17 protein-coding genes are annotated in these 21,105 nt (G+C 66.0%); 10 read left to right on the top strand and 7 right to left on the bottom strand.

The window, feature by feature from the left end; genetic code table 11:
- Positions 1-205 precede the first annotated feature (205 nt).
- From urtA to pdeM, 7 genes are all read left to right on the top strand, one after another.
- Positions 206-1,474 (top strand): urea ABC transporter substrate-binding protein, encoded by a 1,269-nt coding sequence (gene urtA / locus EA795_RS10565; protein ID WP_122077103.1) that lies wholly within the window; start codon positions 206-208, stop codon positions 1,472-1,474.
- Positions 1,475-1,570: 96 nt separating this feature from the next.
- Positions 1,571-3,142 (top strand): urea ABC transporter permease subunit UrtB, encoded by a 1,572-nt coding sequence (gene urtB / locus EA795_RS10570; RefSeq protein WP_122077107.1) that lies wholly within the window; start codon positions 1,571-1,573, stop codon positions 3,140-3,142.
- A gap of 292 nt (positions 3,143-3,434) precedes the next feature.
- Positions 3,435-4,514 carry an urea ABC transporter permease subunit UrtC gene (gene urtC, locus EA795_RS10575; protein ID WP_122077110.1) on the top strand — a complete coding sequence of 360 codons (1,080 nt, stop codon included), beginning with the start codon at positions 3,435-3,437 and terminating at the stop codon, positions 4,512-4,514.
- Positions 4,511-5,344 (top strand): urea ABC transporter ATP-binding protein UrtD, encoded by an 834-nt coding sequence (urtD, locus tag EA795_RS10580; protein WP_058077491.1) that lies wholly within the window; start codon positions 4,511-4,513, stop codon positions 5,342-5,344. Before urtC ends, urtD begins: the two co-directional genes overlap by 4 nt.
- A 73-nt stretch (positions 5,345-5,417) precedes the next feature.
- On the top strand, positions 5,418-6,116 hold the full coding sequence (urtE, locus tag EA795_RS10585) for an urea ABC transporter ATP-binding subunit UrtE (RefSeq protein WP_122077113.1): 699 nt from the start codon (positions 5,418-5,420) through the stop codon (positions 6,114-6,116).
- 139 nt (positions 6,117-6,255) lie between these two features.
- Positions 6,256-8,865: a ligase-associated DNA damage response DEXH box helicase gene (locus EA795_RS10590; protein ID WP_122077117.1), complete on the top strand. Its 2,610-nt coding sequence runs from the start codon at positions 6,256-6,258 to the stop codon at positions 8,863-8,865.
- Between the two features lie 239 nt (positions 8,866-9,104).
- Positions 9,105-9,761, top strand: coding sequence for a ligase-associated DNA damage response endonuclease PdeM (gene pdeM, locus EA795_RS10595; protein WP_014853350.1), 657 nt, complete (start codon positions 9,105-9,107; stop codon positions 9,759-9,761).
- Positions 9,762-9,792: 31 nt separating this feature from the next.
- Here pdeM and EA795_RS10600 read toward each other — a convergent pair whose 3' ends face one another.
- Positions 9,793-10,026, bottom strand: a complete 234-nt coding sequence (locus EA795_RS10600) for a hypothetical protein (protein WP_014853349.1) — start codon at positions 10,024-10,026, stop codon at positions 9,793-9,795.
- Positions 10,027-10,212: 186 nt separating this feature from the next.
- Here EA795_RS10600 and EA795_RS10605 point away from each other — a divergent pair, with 186 nt between their 5' ends.
- Together EA795_RS10605 and EA795_RS10610 are read left to right on the top strand one after the other, a co-directional pair.
- On the top strand, positions 10,213-11,553 hold the full coding sequence (locus tag EA795_RS10605; protein WP_014853348.1) for an erythromycin esterase family protein: 1,341 nt from the start codon (positions 10,213-10,215) through the stop codon (positions 11,551-11,553).
- Between the two features lie 3 nt (positions 11,554-11,556).
- Positions 11,557-12,246 carry a phosphoribosyltransferase gene (locus tag EA795_RS10610; RefSeq protein ID WP_014853347.1) on the top strand — a complete coding sequence of 230 codons (690 nt, stop codon included), beginning with the start codon at positions 11,557-11,559 and terminating at the stop codon, positions 12,244-12,246.
- Positions 12,247-12,383: 137 nt separating this feature from the next.
- On the opposite strand, the gene EA795_RS21190 is transcribed toward EA795_RS10610, so the two are convergent.
- The 6 genes from EA795_RS21190 to cysM all read right to left on the bottom strand — a co-directional run bounded on the left by EA795_RS21190 (position 12,384) and on the right by cysM (position 19,078).
- Positions 12,384-12,545, bottom strand: coding sequence for a hypothetical protein (locus tag EA795_RS21190; RefSeq protein ID WP_014853346.1), 162 nt, complete (start codon positions 12,543-12,545; stop codon positions 12,384-12,386).
- A gap of 110 nt (positions 12,546-12,655) precedes the next feature.
- A complete protein-coding gene (locus EA795_RS10615; protein ID WP_058075468.1) occupies positions 12,656-13,195 on the bottom strand; it encodes a DUF2058 domain-containing protein in 540 nt (179 codons plus the stop codon).
- Positions 13,196-13,417: 222 nt separating this feature from the next.
- Entirely contained in the window at positions 13,418-14,248 is an 831-nt protein-coding gene (mazG, locus tag EA795_RS10620) for a nucleoside triphosphate pyrophosphohydrolase (protein ID WP_122077120.1), read from the bottom strand.
- Positions 14,249-14,454: 206 nt separating this feature from the next.
- Positions 14,455-16,698 (bottom strand): GTP diphosphokinase, encoded by a 2,244-nt coding sequence (relA, locus tag EA795_RS10625; RefSeq protein ID WP_122077123.1) that lies wholly within the window; start codon positions 16,696-16,698, stop codon positions 14,455-14,457.
- Positions 16,699-16,785: 87 nt separating this feature from the next.
- Entirely contained in the window at positions 16,786-18,144 is a 1,359-nt protein-coding gene (rlmD, locus tag EA795_RS10630) for a 23S rRNA (uracil(1939)-C(5))-methyltransferase RlmD (protein ID WP_122077126.1), read from the bottom strand.
- A 31-nt stretch (positions 18,145-18,175) separates the two neighbouring features.
- Positions 18,176-19,078 (bottom strand): cysteine synthase CysM, encoded by a 903-nt coding sequence (gene cysM / locus EA795_RS10635; RefSeq protein ID WP_014853341.1) that lies wholly within the window; start codon positions 19,076-19,078, stop codon positions 18,176-18,178.
- Between the two features lie 194 nt (positions 19,079-19,272).
- Here cysM and EA795_RS10640 point away from each other — a divergent pair, with 194 nt between their 5' ends.
- Entirely contained in the window at positions 19,273-21,066 is a 1,794-nt protein-coding gene (locus tag EA795_RS10640) for a gamma-glutamyltransferase family protein (RefSeq protein ID WP_122077129.1), read from the top strand.
- The last annotated feature ends 39 nt before the right edge of the window (positions 21,067-21,105 follow it).

Below are 21,105 nucleotides of genomic sequence, written 5' to 3' on the forward strand. Positions count from 1 at the left end.
CGCAACACAACGCCCCACCGCAGGTCCATTGCCCCGTTTTCGCACCACCCCAGCCCGCCACATTGTCGTGGCGCATGGGCGAAAACGGCGGCAAAGCCCCGATCTAGAAGGCTCCCCGCAAAACTGGCACGGATGCTGCGATAACGCTCCAGGTCCCCACGGACCCACCCACAGTTGCGCACGGACAGCCAAGGAGCCATTCACGATGAAACGCCGTCCCCTACTGAAGTCCACCCTCGCCGCCAGCGCCTTGATGCTCAGCGGCCTGTTCCCGTTCACCCTGCAGGCCGCCGAGACCATCAAGGTCGGTATCCTGCATTCGCTGTCCGGCACCATGGCCATCTCCGAGACCTCGCTCAAGGACATGGCGCTGATGACCATCGACGAGATCAACGCCAACGGCGGCGTGCTCGGCAAGCAGCTCGAGCCGGTGGTGGTCGACCCTGCCTCGAACTGGCCGCTGTTCGCCGAGAAGGGCCGCCAGCTGCTCACCCAGGACAAGGTCGCGGTGACCTTCGGCTGCTGGACCAGCGTGTCGCGCAAGTCCGTGCTGCCGGTCTATGAAGAACTCGACGGCCTGTTGTTCTATCCCGTGCAGTACGAAGGCGAAGAGCTCTCGCCGAACGTCTTCTACACCGGCGCCGCGCCGAACCAGCAGGCCATCCCGGCGGTGGAATACCTGATGAGCGAGGATGGCGGCAGCGCCGAGCGCTTCTTCCTGCTGGGCACCGATTACGTCTACCCGCGCACCACCAACAAGATTCTGCGCGCCTTCCTGATCAGCAAGGGCGTGCCGGAAGCGAACATCGAAGAGGTCTACACCCCCTTCGGCCACAGCGATTACCAGACCATCGTCGCCAACATCAAGAAGTTCTCCGCTGGCGGCAAGACAGCGGTGGTGTCGACCATCAACGGCGACTCCAACGTGCCGTTCTACAAGGAACTGGCCAACCAGGGCCTGGAAGCCACCGACGTGCCGGTGGTCGCCTTCTCGGTCGGCGAAGAGGAGCTGCGCGGCATCGACACCAAACCGCTGGTCGGTCACCTGGCCGCCTGGAACTACTTCCAGTCGGTGGAGAATCCGGTCAACGAGCAGTTCGTCGCCAAGTGGAAGGCCTACGCCAAGGACAAGGGCCTGCCGGGCGCCGACAAGGCGGTAACGAACGACCCGATGGAAGCCACCTATGTCGGCATCCACATGTGGGCGCAGGCGGCCGAGAAGGCCGGCAGCACCGACGTCGGCAAGGTGCGCGATGCCCTGGCCGGGCAGACCTTCGCAGCGCCGAGCGGCTACACCCTGACCATGGACAAGACCAACCACCACCTGCACAAGCCGGTGATGATCGGCGAGGTACAGGAAGACGGCCAGTTCTCGGTGGTCTGGGAGACCGAAAGCCCGGTCCGCGCCCAGCCGTGGAGCCCGTACATCCCCGGCAACGACAAGAAGCCGGATTACGCGGTTAAGTCGAACTGAGGATGTCCTTCGTGGTGGATGGATGAAACGCCATCCACCTGTCGGCCGCCACAAGCTCCATCAAGAGAGCACGCGGCCTCCCTGGGAAATACACAGATGAACACTGCCCTGCACCGAATCCTCCTGTTGCTCCTGCTGGCCCTGCCTTGGGTGGCGCAGGCCGGAGACGCAGCCAACTATGCCAGCGCCAGCCCGGCGCAGCAGGCGAAACTGCTGGAAAGCTGGGCCGTCGCGCCCATACCCGAGCGCCTGCAATTGATCGAAGCGCTGCGCGCCAACCGCGTCGCCATCGACCGCAACAAAACCCCCTTCGTCGAGGAGAACGGCGGCTACCGCGCCCTCGAAGGCGAGGCCGAACCCGACGGCACGCCGAAGAAGCTGCGCCTGAACAACCGCCTGCGCGGCTTGCTGAATACGGCGCTGGCCAGCCACCAGCTGTTTTCCGAGGAAACGTCGCAGCGTCTCAGTGCCGCCAAGCGCCTCCAGCGCAGCGGCCAGCCCGAACAACTCGGCCTGCTCCAGCAGCGCCTCGAAGCCGAAGACGACCCGGCCGTGAGCGAGGCCCTGGCACTGGCACTCGCCAATCTGCAGCTCAGTGCTGGCGATCCCGCGGTACGCCTGGCCGCCGTGCGCCTGCTTGGCGAAACTGGCGCACCGCTTGCCCGGGTGCGGCTGGAAAACCTGCTGGCCGACGAGGCTGAAACCGACGCCGCCGTGCGCAAGGCCGCCGAAACCAGCCTGGCGCAGGTCAAGCGCAAGCTGTTGTTCGGCGAACTGCTCGGCCAGGCCTTCAGCGGCCTGTCCCTGGGTTCGATCCTGCTGCTGGCCGCGCTCGGCCTGGCGATCACCTTCGGCCTGCTCGGAGTGATCAACATGGCCCACGGCGAAATGCTCATGCTCGGCGCCTACACCACCTACATGGTGCAGGTACTGATGGCCCGACTCGCGCCCGAGGCGCTCGCCTTCTACCCGCTCGTGGCGCTACCGGTGGCCTTCTTCGTCACCGCATGCATCGGCATGGCGCTGGAGCGCACGGTGATCCGCCACCTCTACGGCCGCCCGCTGGAAACCCTGCTGGCGACCTGGGGCATCAGCCTGATCCTGATTCAATTGGTGCGCGTGCTGTTCGGCGCGCAGAACGTCGAGGTGGCCAACCCCGCCTGGCTCTCCGGTGGCTTGCAGGTGCTGCCGAACCTGGTGCTGCCGTATAACCGCATGGTGATCATCGGCTTCGCGCTGTTCGTCGTGGCGCTGACCTGGCTGCTGCTGAACAGGACCCGCCTGGGCCTGAACGTCCGGGCCGTGACGCAGAACCGCAACATGGCCGCCTGCTGCGGCGTGCCCACCGGCCGTATCGACATGATGGCGTTCGGCTTGGGGTCCGGCATTGCCGGGCTGGGCGGCGTGGCGCTGAGCCAGATCGGCAACGTCGGCCCGGATCTCGGCCAGAGCTACATCATCGATTCCTTTCTGGTAGTGGTGCTCGGTGGCGTCGGCCAGTTGGCCGGTAGCATCTTCGCCGCCTTCGGCTTAGGGATAGCCAACAAGATCCTCGAGCCACAGATCGGCGCGGTGCTGGGCAAGATCCTGATCCTCGCGCTGATCATCCTGTTCATCCAGAAGCGTCCCCAGGGGCTGTTCGCGCTGAAAGGGAGGGTGATCGATTGAAAGCGCTCTCTTCCATCGATGCGTTCGGCGTCAGCTCCGTTGGCCGAATAAATTCGGCCCTACAGTTCGCATGCGTCACCGCTCGGGTAAATCCGGGCCTGCATCTTGCCGGCGCCCCTGGCCGATTGAATTCGGCCCTACAGGCTGATCTCGTAGCCGAATCAGCGGCTTGCGTAGGGCCGAACTTGTTCGGCCATGGCTCCCCTCGCCCCTCCACATGGGCAGCCTCGCCGGCTGCCCGGCCGACTGAATTCGGCCCTACATTCGCTGCCCAGATTCGAGGCTGTCGCCCATGAACCAGCCAATCACCCTCACCGCCGCACAGAAAGCCGGCCCGGCACTGACCGTCATCGTTCTCGGCGCCGTTCTCGCCATCCTCGTCGCCATGCCCCTGCTGCATCTGCTACCGGCTGACAACGCCTTCCATGTCTCGGCCTATACCCTGACGCTGGTAGGCAAGATCCTCTGCTACGCCATCGTCGCCCTGGCGCTGGACCTGGTCTGGGGCTACGCCGGGCTGCTGTCGCTCGGTCACGGGCTGTTCTTCGCCCTCGGCGGCTACGCCATGGGCATGTACCTGATGCGCCAGAGCGCCGGTGACGGCCTGCCCGCCTTCATGAGCTTCCTCGCCTGGAACGAGCTGCCCTGGTACTGGTACGGCACCTCGAGCTTCCTCTGGGCCATGTGCCTGGTGGTACTGGTACCGGGCCTGCTGGCCTTCGTGTTCGGTTTCTTCGCCTTCCGCTCGCGGATCAAGGGCGTGTACTTCTCGATCATGACCCAGGCGTTGACCTTCGCCGGCATGCTCTTGTTCTTCCGCAACGAGACCGGCTTCGGCGGCAACAACGGCTTCACCGATTTCAGGACCATCCTCGGCTTCTCGATATCGGCCCCGGCGACCCGCGCCGTCTTGTTCCTCACCACCGTGGCCCTGCTGGCCGGCAGCCTGTATCTCGGCTGGCGGCTGGCGCACAGCAAGTTCGGTCGGGTACTGACCGCGCTGCGCGACGCGGAGAACCGCCTGATGTTCTGCGGCTACGATCCGCGGGGCTACAAGCTGTTCATCTGGACGCTGTCGGCTGTGCTCTGCGGCCTGGCCGGCGCGCTCTACGTGCCTCAGGTAGGCATCATCAATCCCAGCGAGATGGCGCCGACCCAGTCCATCGAAGCCGCCGTCTGGGTCGCCCTGGGCGGACGCGGCACGCTGATCGGACCGCTGCTGGGCGCCGGCATCGTCAACGGGATGAAGAGCTGGTTCACAGTGGCCTTCCCCGAGTACTGGCTGTTCGCCCTCGGCGCGCTGTTCATCGTCGTCACCCTGTACTTGCCCAAGGGCGTCATCGGCTTGCTGCGCCGGAGGAACGAGCAATGAAAACCGCCCCCGTAGCCGAACTGATGGCCGACGGCCGAGGCCGCGACGCCATCGGCCTCGGCCGCATGAAAAGCGAAGGCCTGGATGCCCGTCACGGCACCATTCTCAGCCTCGAAGACATCAACGTCAGCTTCGACGGCTTCAAGGCGCTGACAAACCTCAGCCTGTACATTGGCGTCGGCGAGCTGCGCTGCATCATCGGCCCCAACGGCGCCGGCAAGACCACCATGATGGACGTCATCACCGGCAAGACCCGCCCCGACAGCGGCAGCGCCTGGTTCGGCGACACCCTGGACCTGACGCGCATGAGCGAGGTGGAGATCGCCCAGGCCGGCATCGGCCGCAAATTCCAGAAGCCGACCGTGTTCGAGGCATTGAGCGTGTTCGAGAACCTGGAGCTGGCGCAGAAGACCGACAAATCGGTGTGGGCCAGCCTCGGGGCCAGGCTCAGCGGCGAGCAACGCGACCGCATCGACGAAGTATTCGACACCATTCGCCTGGGCCAGTCCCGCCACCGCCCGGCCGGTCTGCTCTCCCACGGCCAGAAGCAGTTCCTCGAGATCGGCATGTTGCTGATGCAGGCCCCGCAACTGCTGCTGCTCGACGAACCGGTGGCCGGCATGACCGATGCGGAGACCGAGTTCACCGCCGAGCTGTTCAAGTCCCTCGCCCGCAAGCATTCGCTGATGGTGGTCGAGCACGATATGGGCTTCGTCGAGACCATCGCCGACCACGTCACGGTGCTGCACCAGGGCCAGGTACTGGCCGAGGGCTCACTGGCCCAGGTACAGGCGGATGAACGTGTGATCGAAGTGTATCTGGGGCGCTGAACGAGCGGCCGAACCGTAGGGTGGAAAACGGCGAAGCCTTTTTCACGCGTACAACACCAGCAAGGACATCGACATGCTTACAGTCGAGCAACTCCATCAGTACTACGGCGGCAGCCACATCCTGCGCGGCCTCTCGTTCGAGGCGAAGATCGGCGAAGTCACCTGCCTGCTGGGCCGCAACGGCGTCGGCAAGACCACGCTGCTCAAGTGCCTGATGGGCCTGATCCCGGCCAAGGAAGGTTCGGTGAGGTGGGAAGGCAAGCCGATCACGGGGTTCAAGCCCCATCAGCGCGTGCATGCAGGCATCGCCTATGTGCCTCAGGGGCGAGAGATATTCGGCCGCCTCACCGTCGAGGAAAACCTGCTGATGGGGCTTTCCCGTTTCAGCGCGAAGGAGGCCAGGGAAGTACCCGAGTTCATCTACGAGCTGTTCCCGGTCCTCGAGGAAATGAAGCATCGTCGCGGTGGGGACCTTTCCGGCGGCCAGCAGCAACAGCTGGCCATCGGCCGTGCCCTGGCCAGCCGCCCACGCCTGCTGATCCTCGACGAACCCACCGAAGGCATCCAGCCCTCGGTGATCAAGGAGATCGGCGCCGTTATCCAGAAACTCGCCGCCAAGGGCGATATGGCGATCCTGCTGGTGGAGCAGTTCTACGACTTCGCTGCGGAACTGGCCGACCAGTACCTGGTGATGAGCCGCGGCGAGATCGTCCAGCAGGGCCGGGGCGAAACCATGGAAGCCGACGGCGTGCGCGGGCTGGTGGCAATCTGAGGACAGCGCGGTCGAGCTAGGCGGCGCCGCGCGCTGTCAGACCAGGTGGTGCTTACGGAAGGCCGGCCCGTCATGGCCGGCCAGGCCCTGCGAGGGCCTGAATGTCCGGCAGGCAAGATCCCACCAGACGGAATGGCACATGACGCAGTCCCCGCTGAAAACTGGCCCTCTCGCCGAAACCTGGTTCGCCCGCCATGGCTGGCAACCCTTTGCGTTCCAGCGGGACGTCTGGCAAGCCGTGCAGAACGGCGAGTCCGGTCTGCTCCACGCCACCACCGGCTCGGGCAAGACCTATGCCGTCTGGCTCGGCGCGCTCGATCGTTTCGCTTCCGTAGGAGCGGGCTTGCCCGAGAAGAAGCCACAGGCACCTGTCAAACCATCGGACAAACCCGCCCCACTCAGCGTCCTCTGGATCACGCCCATGCGCGCCCTGGCCGCCGATACCGCGCGAGCATTGCAGGCGCCACTGGACGATCTCGGCATCGCCTGGAGCGTCGGCCTGCGCACCGGCGACACCGGCAGTGCCGAACGCGCACGCCAGAGCCGACGCCTGCCCAGCGCGCTGATCACCACGCCGGAAAGCCTGACGCTGCTGCTGACCCGCGCCGATGCCCGCCAGGCCTTCGGCAGCCTGCGCATGCTGGTGGTGGACGAGTGGCACGAGCTGCTGGGCAACAAGCGTGGCGTGCAACTGCAACTGGCGCTGGCGCGGCTGCGCCGCTGGATACCGGAGCTGATCGTCTGGGGCCTGTCTGCCACCCTGGGCAACCAGCCCCACGCGCTCGACGTACTGCTGCACCCCGGACAGGGGCGGTTGATCCAGGGGCGCATCGACAAAGCGCTCAAGGTCGACACCCTGCTGCCACCCAGCCTCGAACGCTTTCCCTGGGCCGGGCACCTGGGCCTGCGCATGCTGCCGCAGGTGGTCGAGGAGATCGAATCGGCCGCCACCTCACTAGTGTTCACCAACACCCGCTCGCAGTCGGAGCTCTGGTATCAGGCGATTCTCGATGCACGCCCGGATTGGGCCGGGCTGATCGCTCTGCACCATGGCTCGCTGGCCCGCGACGTGCGCGATTGGGTCGAGCTGGGCCTGAAACAGGGTGCGCTGAAGGCCGTGGTCTGCACGTCCAGCCTGGACCTGGGGGTGGATTTCCTGCCGGTCGAACGCGTGCTGCAGATCGGCTCGCCCAAGGGCGTCGCCCGCTTGATGCAGCGCGCCGGGCGTTCCGGTCACGCGCCGGGACGCACCTCACGGGTGACGCTGGTGCCCACCCACAGCCTGGAAGTGATCGAAGCCGCCGCGGCGCAGGTGGCGGTCGCCGAACGCCGGATCGAGGCCCGCAGCGCCCCGCAGCGACCGCTGGATGTGCTGGTGCAGCATCTGGTCAGCATGGCGCTGGGTGGCGGTTTCCGCCCCGAAGAACTCTTCGTCGAAGTGCGCCAGGCCTGGTCCTATCGCCAGCTGGACGACGACCAGTGGCAATGGGCGCTGGCGTTCGTGCGCCACGGCGGCCATTCGCTGACGGCCTACCCGGATTATCAACGCGTCGAGCCGGACGAAAGCGGCCTGTGGAAAGTGCCGAGCAAACGCGTGGCGCTGCGCCATCGCATGAGCATCGGCACCATCGTCAGCGATGCCAGCCTGACGGTGAAATTCTGGGCCCGAGGCGGCACCGGGCGTTCGTTGGGCTCCGTCGAGGAAGGTTTCATCGCGCGCCTGCGGCCGGGTGACAACTTCCTCTTCGCCGGGCGCCTGCTGGAGCTGGTGCGGGTGGAAAACATGACCGTCTACGTCAACCGCGCCAGCGGCAGGAAGGCCGCCGTGCCACGCTGGAACGGCGGGCGCATGCCGCTTTCCAGCGAACTGGCCGATGCCGTGGTGGAGCAGCTGGGCGCCGCCGCGCGGGGGCGCTTCGACAGCCAGGAGATGCGCCTGGTGCAACCGCTGTTGCAGGTGCAGATGAACTGGTCGGCGCTGCCCAGCGAAACCACGCTGCTGGCCGAGGTGCTGAAATCCCGCGAGGGCTGGCACCTGTTCCTCTACCCCTTCGCCGGTCGCCACGTGCACCTCGGCCTGGCCAGCCTGCTCGCCTGGCGCATGGGCCAGCGTCAGCCGCTGACCTTTTCCATCGCGGTGAACGACTATGGCCTGGAACTGCTCTCGGCCACCGAAGTGGACTGGTTGCAGGGGCTGACCCCGGCGCTGTTCGACACAGGCAACCTGCTGCACGACGTGCTGGCCAGCCTCAATGCCGGCGAGCTGGCGCGCCGGCGCTTTCGCGAGATCGCGCGCATCGCCGGACTGGTCTTTTCCGGTTATCCCGGTGCGCAGAAGAGCGCGCGACAATTGCAGGCTTCCAGCGGGCTGTTCTTCGACGTGTTCCGCCAGTACGACCCGGCCAACCTGCTGCTGACCCAGGCCGAGGAAGAAGTGCTGCGCCAGGAGCTGGATGTGGAGCGGCTGGAACAGACCCTGACGCGCCTGCAGCAGCGCCGGCTGGACGTGCATCAGGTCAAACGCACCACCCCGCTGGCCTTTCCACTGATGGTCGAGCGTTTTCGCGAAAGCCTGACTTCGGAAAAGCTGGCCGACCGCATCCGCCGCATGGTCGCCGAGCTGGACAAGGCCGCCGGCCCCGGCGGCTATCAGCCCGAACGGAACGCCGCCATCGCCGTCGAAAAGGAAACCGGCCCGAAACGCAAACCCCGCGTGCGCAAGGACGGCACACCGAGACCGCGAAGATGACGACCGTAGGGCCGAACTTGTTCGGCCTGGCACAACCGCTGGCCGAATAAATTCGGCCCTACAGGAAAGGTGGTGCCTTCAAGCGCTCCGGCAAAGCTGACCCCGAACCCGTAGGGCCGAACTTGTTCGGCCTTGCCCAACCGCTGGCCGAATGAATTCGGCCCTACAAGCCGCACGCAACGACCGACCGAACGGGTTCGACCCGATAGGTGACGAAAACGGCCAGCGACAGGACAACGATGAACCCCTACCTTCCCATCGAACTGGAACAGACCGAACTCTGGCTGCTCGCCGACAAGGCTGTCTACTGGCCGGGCGAACGGGCGCTGTTGATCGCCGATATTCATTTCGGCAAGGCCGCGGCCTATCGAAGGCTCGGCCAGCCGGTGCCCCAAGGCACCACCCAGGCCAACCTGCAACGCCTCGACGCACTGCTGGCGCAGTACCCCAGCCGTCGGTTGATCTTCCTCGGCGACTTCCTGCACGCCCCCGAATCCCGCACGCCGGCGACGCACGCACAATTGCTCGCCTGGCGCCAACGACATCCGTGGCTGGAAATCACCCTGATACGCGGCAACCATGACCGCCGCGCGGGCGATCCGCCCATGGAGCTGGACATCGGCGTCGTGCCCGAACCGCTGCTGCTCGGCCCCTTCGCCCTGCAGCACGAACCCGAACCGCACCCGAGCCACCACGTGCTGGCCGGCCACCTGCATCCCGCTTTTCGCCTGCAGGGGCGCGGCCGGCAAAGCCTGCGCCTGCCATGCTTCTGCATCGGCGAGCGAATCAGCCTGTTGCCCGCCTTCGGCGCCTTCACCGGCATGCTGGAAGTCGGCGCCGAAGACGCTCAGCGCATCTATGTGGTGGGCGAGGACAGCGTCTGGAGAGTGCGCTAGGGTCCGTTCCCGTTTCGTCGCGAGTCGCGCCTCAGGCCTGGGAAATCCCCGTGATGGTGATGCCGTAGCGCTCGGCCAGGCGGGTGGCCGGCGTGTCCTCCAGGTCCGGGTCATGTTCGTGATCCAGATCCCCTTCGCCAAATTCGCGCCGGGCCATCTGGGTGACCAGTTCGACCGCCTCGTCGATATCCGGCTGGTGATCGGACTCGGTTTTCAGGGTCTCGGTATTGCCGTCCTTGTTATAAGCGATGATCCAGGTGGTCATGGGCAGCCCCTCTCTAAATAGCGCCTTCGGCCGGAAAAGCCCGCCGACATCGACGTCCATCCGTTAGAGGCCCGCGCGCCACTTTCAGTTCGGCGGTTCGGATTACTTCGGCCTTCCGTCGAGCCGAATGAACAGGGCCTGTGGGGCTGGGTCATTGATAGACACCCCACCAAGAGGAGCGAGGCCATGAGCGAACCCCGCCTTAGAGCCTCTGCCGAGGTCAGCGAAAAACAACTGGTGGCCCTGCTGCGTGCCCATGCAATCGCGCTTCCGTCGATCGACGACCCGCATTTTGCCGACCATTTCGAGCGCTTCGCCGATGCCCGCGTGGTGCTGATCGGTGAGGCCAGCCATGGCACCTCGGAGTTCTATCGCGCCCGCGCCGCCATCACCCGGCGCCTGATCGAGCGCCACGGCTTCAACATCGTCGCCGCCGAAGCGGACTGGCCGGACGCCGCGCAGATCGACCGCCACGTGCGCCAGCGCCAGCCCGCCTCCTGGGTCGAGGATTCTTTCAAGCGCTTCCCCGCCTGGATGTGGCGCAACCGCGAGGTGGCGGACTTCACCCGCTGGCTGCGCCGGCACAACGATGCTCTGCCGACCGAGCGGCGTGTGGAGTTTCGCGGGCTGGACGTTTACAGCCTGGGCGCCTCGATACGCGAGGTGCTGAGCTATCTCGACCAGGTCGACCCGGCGGCGGCCAGCGCCGCCCGCCGACGCTACGGCTGTCTGAGCCCCTGGCACGAAGAACCGGCCGGCTACGGCCACAACGTGATGCTCGGCCAGCCATCCTGCGAACAGGCGGTGACCGAGCAGCTCAGCGCACTGCTGGCGCAGCGCCTGGAATACATGGGCCGCGACGACGGCGACTTCTTCGATGCCGAGCGCAACGCCCGTGTGGTGATGGCCGCCGAGCACTATTACCGCGCCATGTATCGCGGCTCCACCGAGTCTTGGAACCTGCGCGACCGGCACATGTTCGACACCTTGCGCGCACTGCTGGAGCATCGCGGCGCGGACGCCCGTGCGGTGGTCTGGGCGCACAATTCGCACATCGGTAATGCCGCCGCGACTTCCATGGGCTGGGGCGGCGAGTTCAACATCGGCGAGCTCTGTCGCACCGCCTTCGGTCGTGAGGCGGTGCTGATCGGCATGGCCACGGACCGCGGCGAAGTCGCCGCCGCCGACAACTGGGACGAGCCCATGCAGCTCAAGCAGGTGCGCCCGTCCCGACCGGACAGCTGGGAGCAGCTGTTCCTGCAGGCCGGCCATCCCGCCTCGCTGACCGAGTGGCGCGGCGACAACCATCGCGAGCTGCGCCAGGCACTGGCGCGGCCACGCCTGGAACGGGCGATCGGCGTCATCTACCGGCCCCAGACCGAACGCCAGAGCCACTACTTCCAGGCGATCCTGGCCGAGCAATTCGACGCGTTGCTCTGGCTGGAACAGACCACGGCAGTTACACCCATCGGCCCGCGCCGTATCGACGAAACCACCGTGCCCGACACCTACCCGTTCGGAGAATGAGCCATGCGCATGTTCGTTCCTGAATCGAGCCTGTTCCGCGACCGTGTCCACGCCGGTCAGGAACTGGCCGAAGCCCTCCTCCATCTGGCGAGCGAACAGCCGCTGGTGCTCGCCCTGCCGCGCGGCGGCGTGCCGGTCGCCTTCGAGGTGGCCAGCCTGCTCAAGGCGCCGCTGGATCTGGTGCTGGTGCGCAAGATCGGCGCGCCGGGCAATGAGGAACTGGCGCTGGGTGCGGTGATCGACGGCGCCGATCCGCAATGGGTGGTCAACCAGGCGTTGCTGCAGCAGATAAATCCGCCGCCGAGCTGGTTCGAGGAAGAGATGCAGCGCCAGCTGACCGAACTGGAGCGGCGGCGCCAGCATTATTGCGGCGATCGTCCGGCACCTTCGGTGGCAGGTCGCTGTGTGATCGTCATCGATGACGGCATCGCCACTGGCGCGACCGTGCGGGCAGCGCTCAAGGGCCTGCGCCAGGCCGGCCCACGGCGAATGGTGCTGGCGACCCCCGTGGGCCCACGCGACGTGATCGAAGTGCTGCAAGGTGAAGTGGATGAGCTGATCTGCCTGGCCATGCCCGAGCCCTTCATCGGCGTCGGCCGGCATTACGCCAATTTCGACCAGACCAGCGACGAGGAAGTGATCGACCTGCTGCGGCGGGCCGAGGGCCTGGCAGCGAATACCGCGGCGGACTAGGGCTGCGTGGGCTGACCTGTCCGCCCTTATGCAACGGCTGGCCGAATGAATTCGGCCCTACGGGTGGAGCTTGCCAAACCGTAGGGCCGAACTCGTTCGGCCTGATGCGATGCCTAAGGTGCCTGGTGTCCTCTGACTCAGGCCACCGGCGCCGGTGGCGGCTGATCCGGGATCGTCGGCTCGCCCGGTTCGGTGGGCAGATCCGGTACGCCGGGCTCCTCGGGATCGCCCGGTACGCCACCGGCGTTCAGGTCGAGTCTGTCGAGCTCGTCGGAATGACGGATGGCTTCATTACCCATGTCGCTGCCCTCCACGGCTGTAATCGGACGGTCCGGTCAGGTCCAGCCGGACCGGGGGTCTATCTGTAGAGGAGCAGCGGCCGGGTTCTATCCCTCCTTCCGTCGGCGACTCACCACATCAGGTCGTCGGGAATCTGGTAGGCGGCGTAGGGGTCGTCGGCATCCGGCGCTTCGGTCTGCACGTTGAGCTGCACGATCCGGCGCGGGTCGCGCTCCTGGATCTTCAAGGCGGCCTCGCGCGGAATCACCTCGTAGCCACCGCCGTGACGGACGATCGCCAGCGAGCCGCTGGAGAGCTTGTCGCGCATCAGCTTGTTGACCGACAGGCGCTTGACCTTCTTGTCGTCGACGAAGTTGTAGTAATCCTCGGTGGTCAGCTTGGGCAGGCGGCTGGTCTCGATCAGCTGCTTGATCTGCGCGGTGCGCGCCTTCTGCTCGGCCTTCTCCTGCTGCTGGCGGTTGAGCTCCTGGTCGCGCGCCTGCTTCTCGGCCTGGGCCTTGAGCGCTGCCTCGCGTTGCGAGTCATCCTTCTCGGCCTGGCCCTTGTGCACCAGACGCTGCTGTTTCTTTTGTTGCTTGCCGGCCTGCTTGACCTGCTTCTCATTGACCAGCCCCGCTTTGAGCAACTGGTCGCGAAGGGAAAGACTCATGTTTCGGCTCGTCTGTCGTGATTGGGATTAAGCGAAGGGTCGATTGTGGTGGATATGAAAAGCCACATCCACCAAGTACTTGCAGCCCGTGGCTGCTGGACCCGCGTAGGGCCGAACTTGTTCGGCCTGGGGCACCGTGCCGAATGAATTCGGCCCTACAGGCATGGAGGGATTGTGGTGGACGTGAAAAGCGACTTCCATCCTACGAAATCCTCAGTGCCGTCAACCGCAGGAAAGCGGCTGTTCGGCCTTCTTGGCTTCATCCCATAACGCATCCAGCTCAGCCAGATCGCAGGCCTCGATGGGTCGGCCGCGCTCGCGCAGGGCCTGTTCGATGAAGCGGAAGCGCCGCTCGAACTTGCCATTGGCGCCGCGCAGGGCATTTTCCGGGTCCACCTTCAGGTGCCGCGCGAGGTTGACGGTGACGAACAGCAGATCGCCGATCTCCTCGGCCATGGCCTCGGGATCGTTCTCGCTCATCGCCACGAGCACCTCATCGAGTTCCTCGCGCACCTTGTCGACCACCGGCAGTGCGTCCGGCCAGTCGAAACCGACCTGGGCCGTGCGCTTCTGCAACTTGGCGGCGCGACTCAATGCCGGCAGCGCACCAGGCACATCGTCGAGCAGGGACAACTGCTCGGGCGCGGAGGATTTCTCGGCGCGTTCCTCGGCCTTGATCTCTTCCCAGCGCTGCTTGATGGCCGCCTCGTCGAGGCGCGGCAGATCGAACGAGCCGTACAGATCGCCGTCGGGGAAGACATGCGGATGACGCCGGACCAGCTTGCGGGTGATCGCATCGACCACCGTGGCGAAATCGAAACGCCCCTCTTCCTGACCCAGCTGGCTGTAGTAGACGACCTGGAACAGCAGATCACCCAGCTCGCCGGGCAGGTGCTCGAAATCGCCGGTCTCGATGGCATCGGCCACCTCGTACGCCTCTTCCAGCGTGTGCGGCACGATGCTGGCGTAATCCTGCTGCAGGTCCCAGGGACAGCCATGCTGCGGGTCGCGCAGCCGGGCCATCAGGTGCAGAAGGTCGTTGAGTTGATACATGGGATTCCTCGGTGAAGCTGAGCGGAGATCATCGTGGGCATCATGGTGGATGTAAAAAGCGACATCCACCCTACAGGTTTAAGTGAACCCTGACCGTAGCGAGCGAAGGCCAGACAAGGCGGAAGCCCGTTGGAAAAGCGGAGTTGGCTGTTGCCAATGAGCATTTTCCAACGGGCTTTCAACGCAGTTTGGCCGAGCGCAGTAGGTCAGGACGCTCTCTGCCGCTTGGCCTCGATGATGTTCGGCAACTGCGATATCCGGCTCAGGAGTCGCCCGAGCGCGTTCAGCCCGGGAATCTCGATGGTCAGCAACATCTGCGCGGTGCTGTCTTCCTTGTTGGAGCGGGTATTCATCGACAGCACGTTGATCCGCTCGTTGAGCAGCATCTGCGAGATGTCGCGCAGCAGCCCGGCGCGGTCGTAAGCGCGGATGAAGATTTCCACCGGATAGGTCTTCTCCGGCACCGGCCCCCAGCTGACCTGGATGATCCGTTCCGGTTCGCGGCCAGACAGCTGCAGCACCGACGGGCAGTCCTGGCGGTGGATGCTGACGCCACGCCCGAGGGTGATGTAGCCGACGATGGGGTCGCCCGGCAGCGGCTGGCAGCAGCCGGCCATCTGCGTCAGCAGGTTGCCCACGCCCTGGATCTGCACGTCGCCGCGCTTGCCCGGCTTGTAGGGCGCCGAGCGCCGCGGGATCAGCTCCAGCTGGTCGTAACCGCGCTCCGGCTCCACCAGTTGCTGCGCCAGGTTGACCAGATGGGCCAGCCGCAGGTCGCCGGCGCCGAGGGCGGCGAACATGTCTTCGGCGTTCTTCAGGTTGGCCTTTTCCGCCACCTTGTCGAAATCCACCGGTGGCAGGTCGAGCCGGCCGAGTTCCCGCTCCAGCAACGCCTTGCCGGCCGCGACGTTCTGGTCGCGCGCCTGCAGCTTGAACCAGTGGACGATCTTCGCCCGCGAGCGCGAGGTGGTGATGTAGCCCAGGTTGGGGTTCAGCCAGTCGCGGCTCGGCGAGCCCTGCTTGCTGGTGATGATTTCCACCTGCTCGCCGGTCTGCAGGCTGTAGTTGAGCGGCACGATGCGCCCGTTGACCTTGGCTCCGCGGCAGTTATGGCCGATCTCGGTGTGCACGCGGTAGGCGAAGTCCAGCGGCGTGGCGCCCTTGGGCAGGTCGATGGCGTGGCCGTCCGGGGTGAACACATAGACCCGGTCGGGCTCGATATCGACCCGGAGCTGGTCGGCCAGGCCGCCGATGTCGCCCAGCTCCTCGTGCCATTCGAGCACCTGGCGCAGCCAGGCGATCTTCTCCTCGTAATGATCGGAGCTGGAATTGACGTCGGTGCCCTTGTAGCGCCAGTGCGCGCACACCCCCAGTTCGGCCTCCTCGTGCATGGCCAGGGTGCGGATCTGCACCTCCAGCACCTTGCCTTCGGGGCCCAGCACCGCCGTGTGCAGCGAGCGGTAGCCGTTCTCCTTGGGATTGGCGATGTAGTCGTCGAATTCCTTGGGGATGTGTCGCCACAGCGTATGCACGATGCCGAGCGCGGTGTAGCAATCGCGCACTTCCGGCACCAGCACGCGCACGGCGCGAACGTCGTAGATCTGGCTGAATTGCAAGCCCTTCTTCTGCATCTTCCGCCAGATCGAATAGATGTGCTTGGCGCGACCGTCGATCTCCGGCTGGATGCCGGCGGCGGTCAGCTCGTCGCGCAGTTGCTGCACCACGTTGTCGATGTACTGCTCGCGATCCAGGCGTCGCTCATGCAGCAACTGGGCGATCTGCTTGTACTGTTCGGGTTCCAGGTAGCGGAAGGACAGGTCCTCCAGCTCCCACTTGATATGGCCGATGCCCAGCCGGTGGGCCAGCGGCGCGTAGATATCGAACACCTCGCGCGCCACGCGGTGGCGCTTGTCGTCATCGGCATTCTTCACCGCACGGATGGCGCAGGTGCGCTCGGCCAGCTTGATCAGCGCGACACGCACGTCGTCGACCATGGCCACCAGCATCCGGCGCAGGTTGTCCACCTGGGTCTGGGTGCCCAGCACCAGGGATTCGCGCGGATTGAGACTGGCGCTGATGGCCGCCATGCGCAGCACACCCTCGATCAGCTTGGCCACCACCGGACCGAAACGCTGATGCACGTCGGCGAGCTGCACCTTGCCTTCGCGCACGCCGCGATAGATCACCGCGGCGACCAGGCTGTCCTGGTCGAGCTTGAGGTCGGCGAGGATTTCAGCGATCTCAAGGCCTATCCGGTAACTGGAGGTGCCCTCGCTCCAGAGATTCTGCGCGGCGTTGGCCTGCTGCTCCGCTTCGCGGGCGAACTCGCAGGCTTCCTTCAGCGCTGCGCGGTCGAGTGCCGGGTCCATGCCCAGCACGTGATCGAGCCAGCCATCGAGATTGATGCTGCCGTCGGTGTTGATCGGCTGAAGAGCTCTGACCTGGACCATCTGATTACCTTCCTTCTACGCAGCAACTGCGTCGCGTACGCCGACATTCTCTGTGCCGGTCGGTTGATCCACGGGCGGTTCGCCCGTCTAACCCGCCGGGCGCTCGAACAGCGCCATGGCCTCGACATGGGCCGTCTGCGGGAACATGTCCAGCATCCCGGCACGCTTGAGCCTGTAACCCTGGCGCACCAGCTCGGCCGCATCGCGCGCCAGCGTTGCCGGGTTGCAGGAAACGTAGACGATACGCTCCGCACCCAGTGTCGCCATTTGCCGCACCACTTCCCAGGCCCCGTCGCGCGGGGGGTCGAGCAGCACGGCGTGAAAACCTTCGCATGCCCAGCCGGCTTCGGCCAGCGGCTTCGACAGGTCCGCTCGATAAAAGTGCGCATTCTCCAAGCCGTTGTGCACGGCATTGGTGCGCGCCCGCTCGACCATCTCCTCGACGCCTTCCACACCCGTCACCTGCGCCCCGGCACGCGCCAGCGGCAAGGCGAAATTGCCCAGCCCGCAGAACAGGTCCAGCACGCGTGCATGCTGCACGGGAGCCAGCCAGTCGAGCGCCTGGGCGACCATCGCCTCGTTCACCGGCTCGTTGACCTGGACGAAATCGCCCGGCCGCCATTCCAGCTGCAGGTCCCACTGGGCCAGGCGATAACCCAGCACCTGTGCGGGCCGCAGCGGTGCCGCCGGCCCTTCACCCTGGAGCCAGAGCTGGACGCCCGCCTCGCCGGCGAAAGCGACCAGTCGCTGGCGGTCGAAATCGCTCAGCGGGGCCGTATGCCGCACCAGCACCGCTTCGGCCGTGCCGCTGAACAACTCGACATGGCCGATCGCCTGCGGCTTGTCCAGCGCCTTCAACACCGCCAGCAGCGCCGGCAACAGCAACTGCAAGGGCCGTACCAGCACGGGGCACTGTTCGATGGAAACGATGTTCTGGCTGGCGCTGGCGCGAAAGCCCACGTCGAGCCGCCGCGCCTTGTTGTCCCAGCGCACCGCCAGGCGCGCGCGGCGCCGATAGCCGAACTCGGGGCTGGTCAGCGGCGCGGCCCACTGCTCGGGCTCGACGCCGGCCACACGGGACAGTTGCTCAGCCAGGCTGCGCTGCTTGAGCGCCAGCTGATCCTCAGCGGAAAGGTGCTGCAAGGTGCAACCGCCGCACACACGTGCATGGGGACAGGGCTCGGCGCGTCGCTGGGCACTGCCGGCGAGCACCCGTTCGACCCGCGCCTCGACCACCTGACTGCGTGCCGCCAGCACCCGTGCTTCGACCTGCTCGCCCGCCAGCGCCCCTTCGATGAACCAAGTACGCCCCTCGACGAAGGCGATGCCGCGCCCATCGTTGGCCAGGCGCTCGACGCTCAGGCGCTGTTTCTTGCCCACCGGAATCTGCGGTTTCCTTTCGCCACCGCTGGGCTGGAAGCGCAGGCCGCCGCCGTGACGGGCCATCAGTTGCTCCAGCCAGTTGGGAAAAGGTTGCTCATTTCGGTTCGTCGTAGACGCCGGTCGACAGGTAGCGGTCGCCCCGGTCGCAGATGATCGCCACGATCACCGCATTCTCCACTTCGCGCGACAGCCGCAGCGCAGCCGCCACCGCGCCACCCGAGGAAACCCCACAGAAGATGCCTTCTTCGCGGGCCAGACGGCGCATGACCTGTTCGGCCTCCGCCTGGGACATGTCGACCACGCGGTCTACGCGCTCGGCCTGGTAGATCTTCGGCAGGTACTCCTGCGGCCAGCGGCGGATACCGGGAATCGCCGCGCCTTCCATCGGCTGCAGGCCGATGATCTGGACCGCCGGGTTCTGCTCCTTGAGGTAGCGCGACACGCCCATGATGGTGCCAGTGGTGCCCATGGAGCTGACGAAATGGGTGATGCTGCCGCCGGTCTGCTGCCAGAGTTCGGGGCCGGTGCTGCTGTAATGCGCTTCGGGGTTGTCGCCGTTGGCGAACTGGTCGAGCACCTTGCCGCGCCCCTCGGCCTGCATTTTCAGCGCCAGGTCGCGGGCGCCTTCCATGCCCTCTTCCTTGCTTACCAGGATCAGCTCGGCACCGTAGGCGGTCATCGCCGCCTTGCGCTCGGCGCTGGAGTTGTCCGGCATGATCAGGATGAATTTGTAGCCCTTGATCGCCGCCGCCATGGCCAGGGCGATGCCGGTATTGCCCGAAGTCGCCTCGATCAGGGTGTCGCCGGGCTTGATGTCGCCACGCGCCTCGGCACGGGCGATCATCGACAGCGCCGGACGATCCTTGACCGAACCAGCCGGATTGTTGCCTTCGAGCTTGACCAGCAGCGTGTTGGTGGTTTCGCCCGGCAGGCGTTGCAAGCGAATCAGCGGAGTGTTGCCGACGCAGTCGGCAATGGTCGGGTACTGAATTGTCATGGCGTGGTTGAACCGCACGGCGTGAAAAGGCGCACATGATACCGGCATCGACCGATCACGGGCAGACCGCTGGGCCCATGTCCGAGGTGGTTCCACGACCCAGGCGCAGGGCATGAACGAACCCGCCCCCATCGGCGGGAGTCATCCCGTTCTGTAAGCTGCTGATTCTTTTCTTCTGCATCGGGGAAAATTCCATGCTCGATACCCGCACGGCACTTCTTTCAGGCTTTTTGCTACTGGGCGTGGCGGCCTGCCAGAGTCCCGAAACGGACGTGTCGGTACCCGCTCTTCCCGAAGCCGCTACCGGCTATACCGCCAAACCCGGCTGGGCCACCGAGCGCTTCGCCGTGGCGGCGGCCAATCCGCTGGCGACCGAGGCCGGTTATGAAATCCTCAAGGCGGGCGGCAGCGCGCTGGATGCCGCCGTGGCCGTGCAGATGGTGCTGACCCTGGTCGAGCCGCAATCCAGCGGGATCGGTGGCGGCGCCTTTCTGCTGCACTGGGACGGTGAGCGCGTGGTCGCCCTGGACGGCCGCGAGACGGCTCCGGCCGCCGCCGACGAAACACTGTTCCTGCAACCGGACGGCACGCCGATGAACTTCCAGCAGGCAGTGATCGGCGGCCGTTCGGTAGGCGTGCCCGGCGCGGTGAAGATGCTCGAACAAGCGCACCGGGAGCACGGCAAGCTGCCCTGGAAATCGCTGTTCCAGACCGCCATCCACCTCGCCGACGACGGATTCCCGGTGAGCCCGCGCCTGCATGGCCTGCTGCAGAAGGACCCGGCCCTGCGTGACGATCCACAGGCCGCGGCCTTCTATTACCAGGCCGACGGCAACCCCTGGCCAGTCGGCCATCGGTTGCGCAATCCCGCCCTCGCCGCGCTGTTGCGCGAGATCGCCGAACACGGCAGCGCCGCTTTCTATCAGGGCGAAAACGCCGAGGCGCTGGTGCAACAGGTGAATCGACACCCGAGCAATCCGGGGCGGTTGTCGCTCAGCGACCTGGATGGCTATCAGCCGCGCCAGCGCGAAGCCATCTGTACCCTGTGGCAGCAGCGCTACCAGGTCTGCGGCTTCCCGCCGCCTTCCTCGGGACACATCGCTCAGATGCAGATTCTCGGCCTGCTGGAGCAACTGGGGCCGCTGGCACCTCTCGAGCAGGGCCTGCCGTCCGCCGACTTCCTGCACCGCTACACCGAGGCGGCGCGCCTGGCCTATGCCGACCGCGCGCAGTACCTGGCCGACCCGGACTTCACCCCGGCGCCGGGCGGCGACTGGAATACGTTGCTGGCCCCGGGCTACCTGAAGCAACGTGCCAGCCTGATCGGCCCGACCAGCATGGGTACCGCCGAGCCGGGCAACCCGGGGCCGCTGCCGCTGGCCTTCGCGCCGCAACCCGAGCAGCCGGAGTACGGCACCAGCCACATCAGCATCGTCGACGCCGACGGCAACGCGCTGGCGATGACCACCTCTATCGAACAGGCCTTCGGCTCGCGCCTGCTCAACGACGGCGGCACCGGGCTGCCGGGCGGCTACCTGCTGAACAACGAGCTCACCGACTTCGCCTTCGAGCCGCGTGACGCCCAGGGCAAACCGGTGGCCAATCGCGTCGAACCGGGCAAGCGGCCACGCTCGAGCATGAGCCCGACACTGGTGTTCGAGGCCGATAGCGGCCGGCTGCTGGCCAGCGTCGGTTCGCCGGGCGGCGCGGCGATCATCCACTTCACCGCGAAAACCCTGCTCGGCATGTATGGCTGGGGCCTGGATGCGCAGCGGGCGATCGACCTGCCGAACTTCGCCAGCTACAACGGCCCGACGATGCTGGAGGCCGGACGCTTTCCGCGCAGCAGCCTGAAGGCGTTGGAAGCACGCGGCCACGAGGTGCGCGAAAGCGAGATGACCAGCGGCCTGCAGGCCATCCAGCGTACGGCCAGCGGCTGGTTCGGCGGCGCCGACCCTCGCCGCGAGGGCCTGGTCATGGGGGAATGAAGGCAAGAGACGCTAAAGGCCCCGAAGGTCGAAAGGCCT

Origin of the sequence: Stutzerimonas nitrititolerans (assembly GCF_003696285.1) — a bacterium.
Lineage (GTDB): Bacteria > Pseudomonadota > Gammaproteobacteria > Pseudomonadales > Pseudomonadaceae > Stutzerimonas > Stutzerimonas nitrititolerans.

Bases quoted from the DNA above. Each gene is read 5' to 3' on its own strand.
- urtC (WP_122077110.1), top strand. From the start codon at position 3,435: ATGAACCAGCCAATCACCCTCACCGCCGCACAGAAAGCCGGCCCGGCA.
- urtD (WP_058077491.1), top strand. From the start codon at position 4,511: ATGAAAACCGCCCCCGTAGCCGAACTGATGGCCGACGGCCGAGGCCGC.
- EA795_RS10640 (WP_122077129.1), top strand. From the start codon at position 19,273: ATGCTCGATACCCGCACGGCACTTCTTTCAGGCTTTTTGCTACTGGGC.
- EA795_RS10610 (WP_014853347.1), top strand. From the start codon at position 11,557: ATGCGCATGTTCGTTCCTGAATCGAGCCTGTTCCGCGACCGTGTCCAC.
- mazG (WP_122077120.1), bottom strand. From the start codon at position 14,248: ATGTATCAACTCAACGACCTTCTGCACCTGATGGCCCGGCTGCGCGAC.
- EA795_RS10615 (WP_058075468.1), bottom strand. From the start codon at position 13,195: ATGAGTCTTTCCCTTCGCGACCAGTTGCTCAAAGCGGGGCTGGTCAAT.
- pdeM (WP_014853350.1), top strand. From the start codon at position 9,105: ATGAACCCCTACCTTCCCATCGAACTGGAACAGACCGAACTCTGGCTG.
- EA795_RS21190 (WP_014853346.1), bottom strand. From the start codon at position 12,545: ATGGGTAATGAAGCCATCCGTCATTCCGACGAGCTCGACAGACTCGAC.
- EA795_RS10600 (WP_014853349.1), bottom strand. From the start codon at position 10,026: ATGACCACCTGGATCATCGCTTATAACAAGGACGGCAATACCGAGACC.
- urtB (WP_122077107.1), top strand. From the start codon at position 1,571: ATGAACACTGCCCTGCACCGAATCCTCCTGTTGCTCCTGCTGGCCCTG.
- cysM (WP_014853341.1), bottom strand. From the start codon at position 19,078: ATGACAATTCAGTACCCGACCATTGCCGACTGCGTCGGCAACACTCCG.
- urtE (WP_122077113.1), top strand. From the start codon at position 5,418: ATGCTTACAGTCGAGCAACTCCATCAGTACTACGGCGGCAGCCACATC.
- urtA (WP_122077103.1), top strand. From the start codon at position 206: ATGAAACGCCGTCCCCTACTGAAGTCCACCCTCGCCGCCAGCGCCTTG.
- EA795_RS10605 (WP_014853348.1), top strand. From the start codon at position 10,213: ATGAGCGAACCCCGCCTTAGAGCCTCTGCCGAGGTCAGCGAAAAACAA.
- rlmD (WP_122077126.1), bottom strand. From the start codon at position 18,144: ATGGCCCGTCACGGCGGCGGCCTGCGCTTCCAGCCCAGCGGTGGCGAA.
- EA795_RS10590 (WP_122077117.1), top strand. From the start codon at position 6,256: ATGACGCAGTCCCCGCTGAAAACTGGCCCTCTCGCCGAAACCTGGTTC.
- relA (WP_122077123.1), bottom strand. From the start codon at position 16,698: ATGGTCCAGGTCAGAGCTCTTCAGCCGATCAACACCGACGGCAGCATC.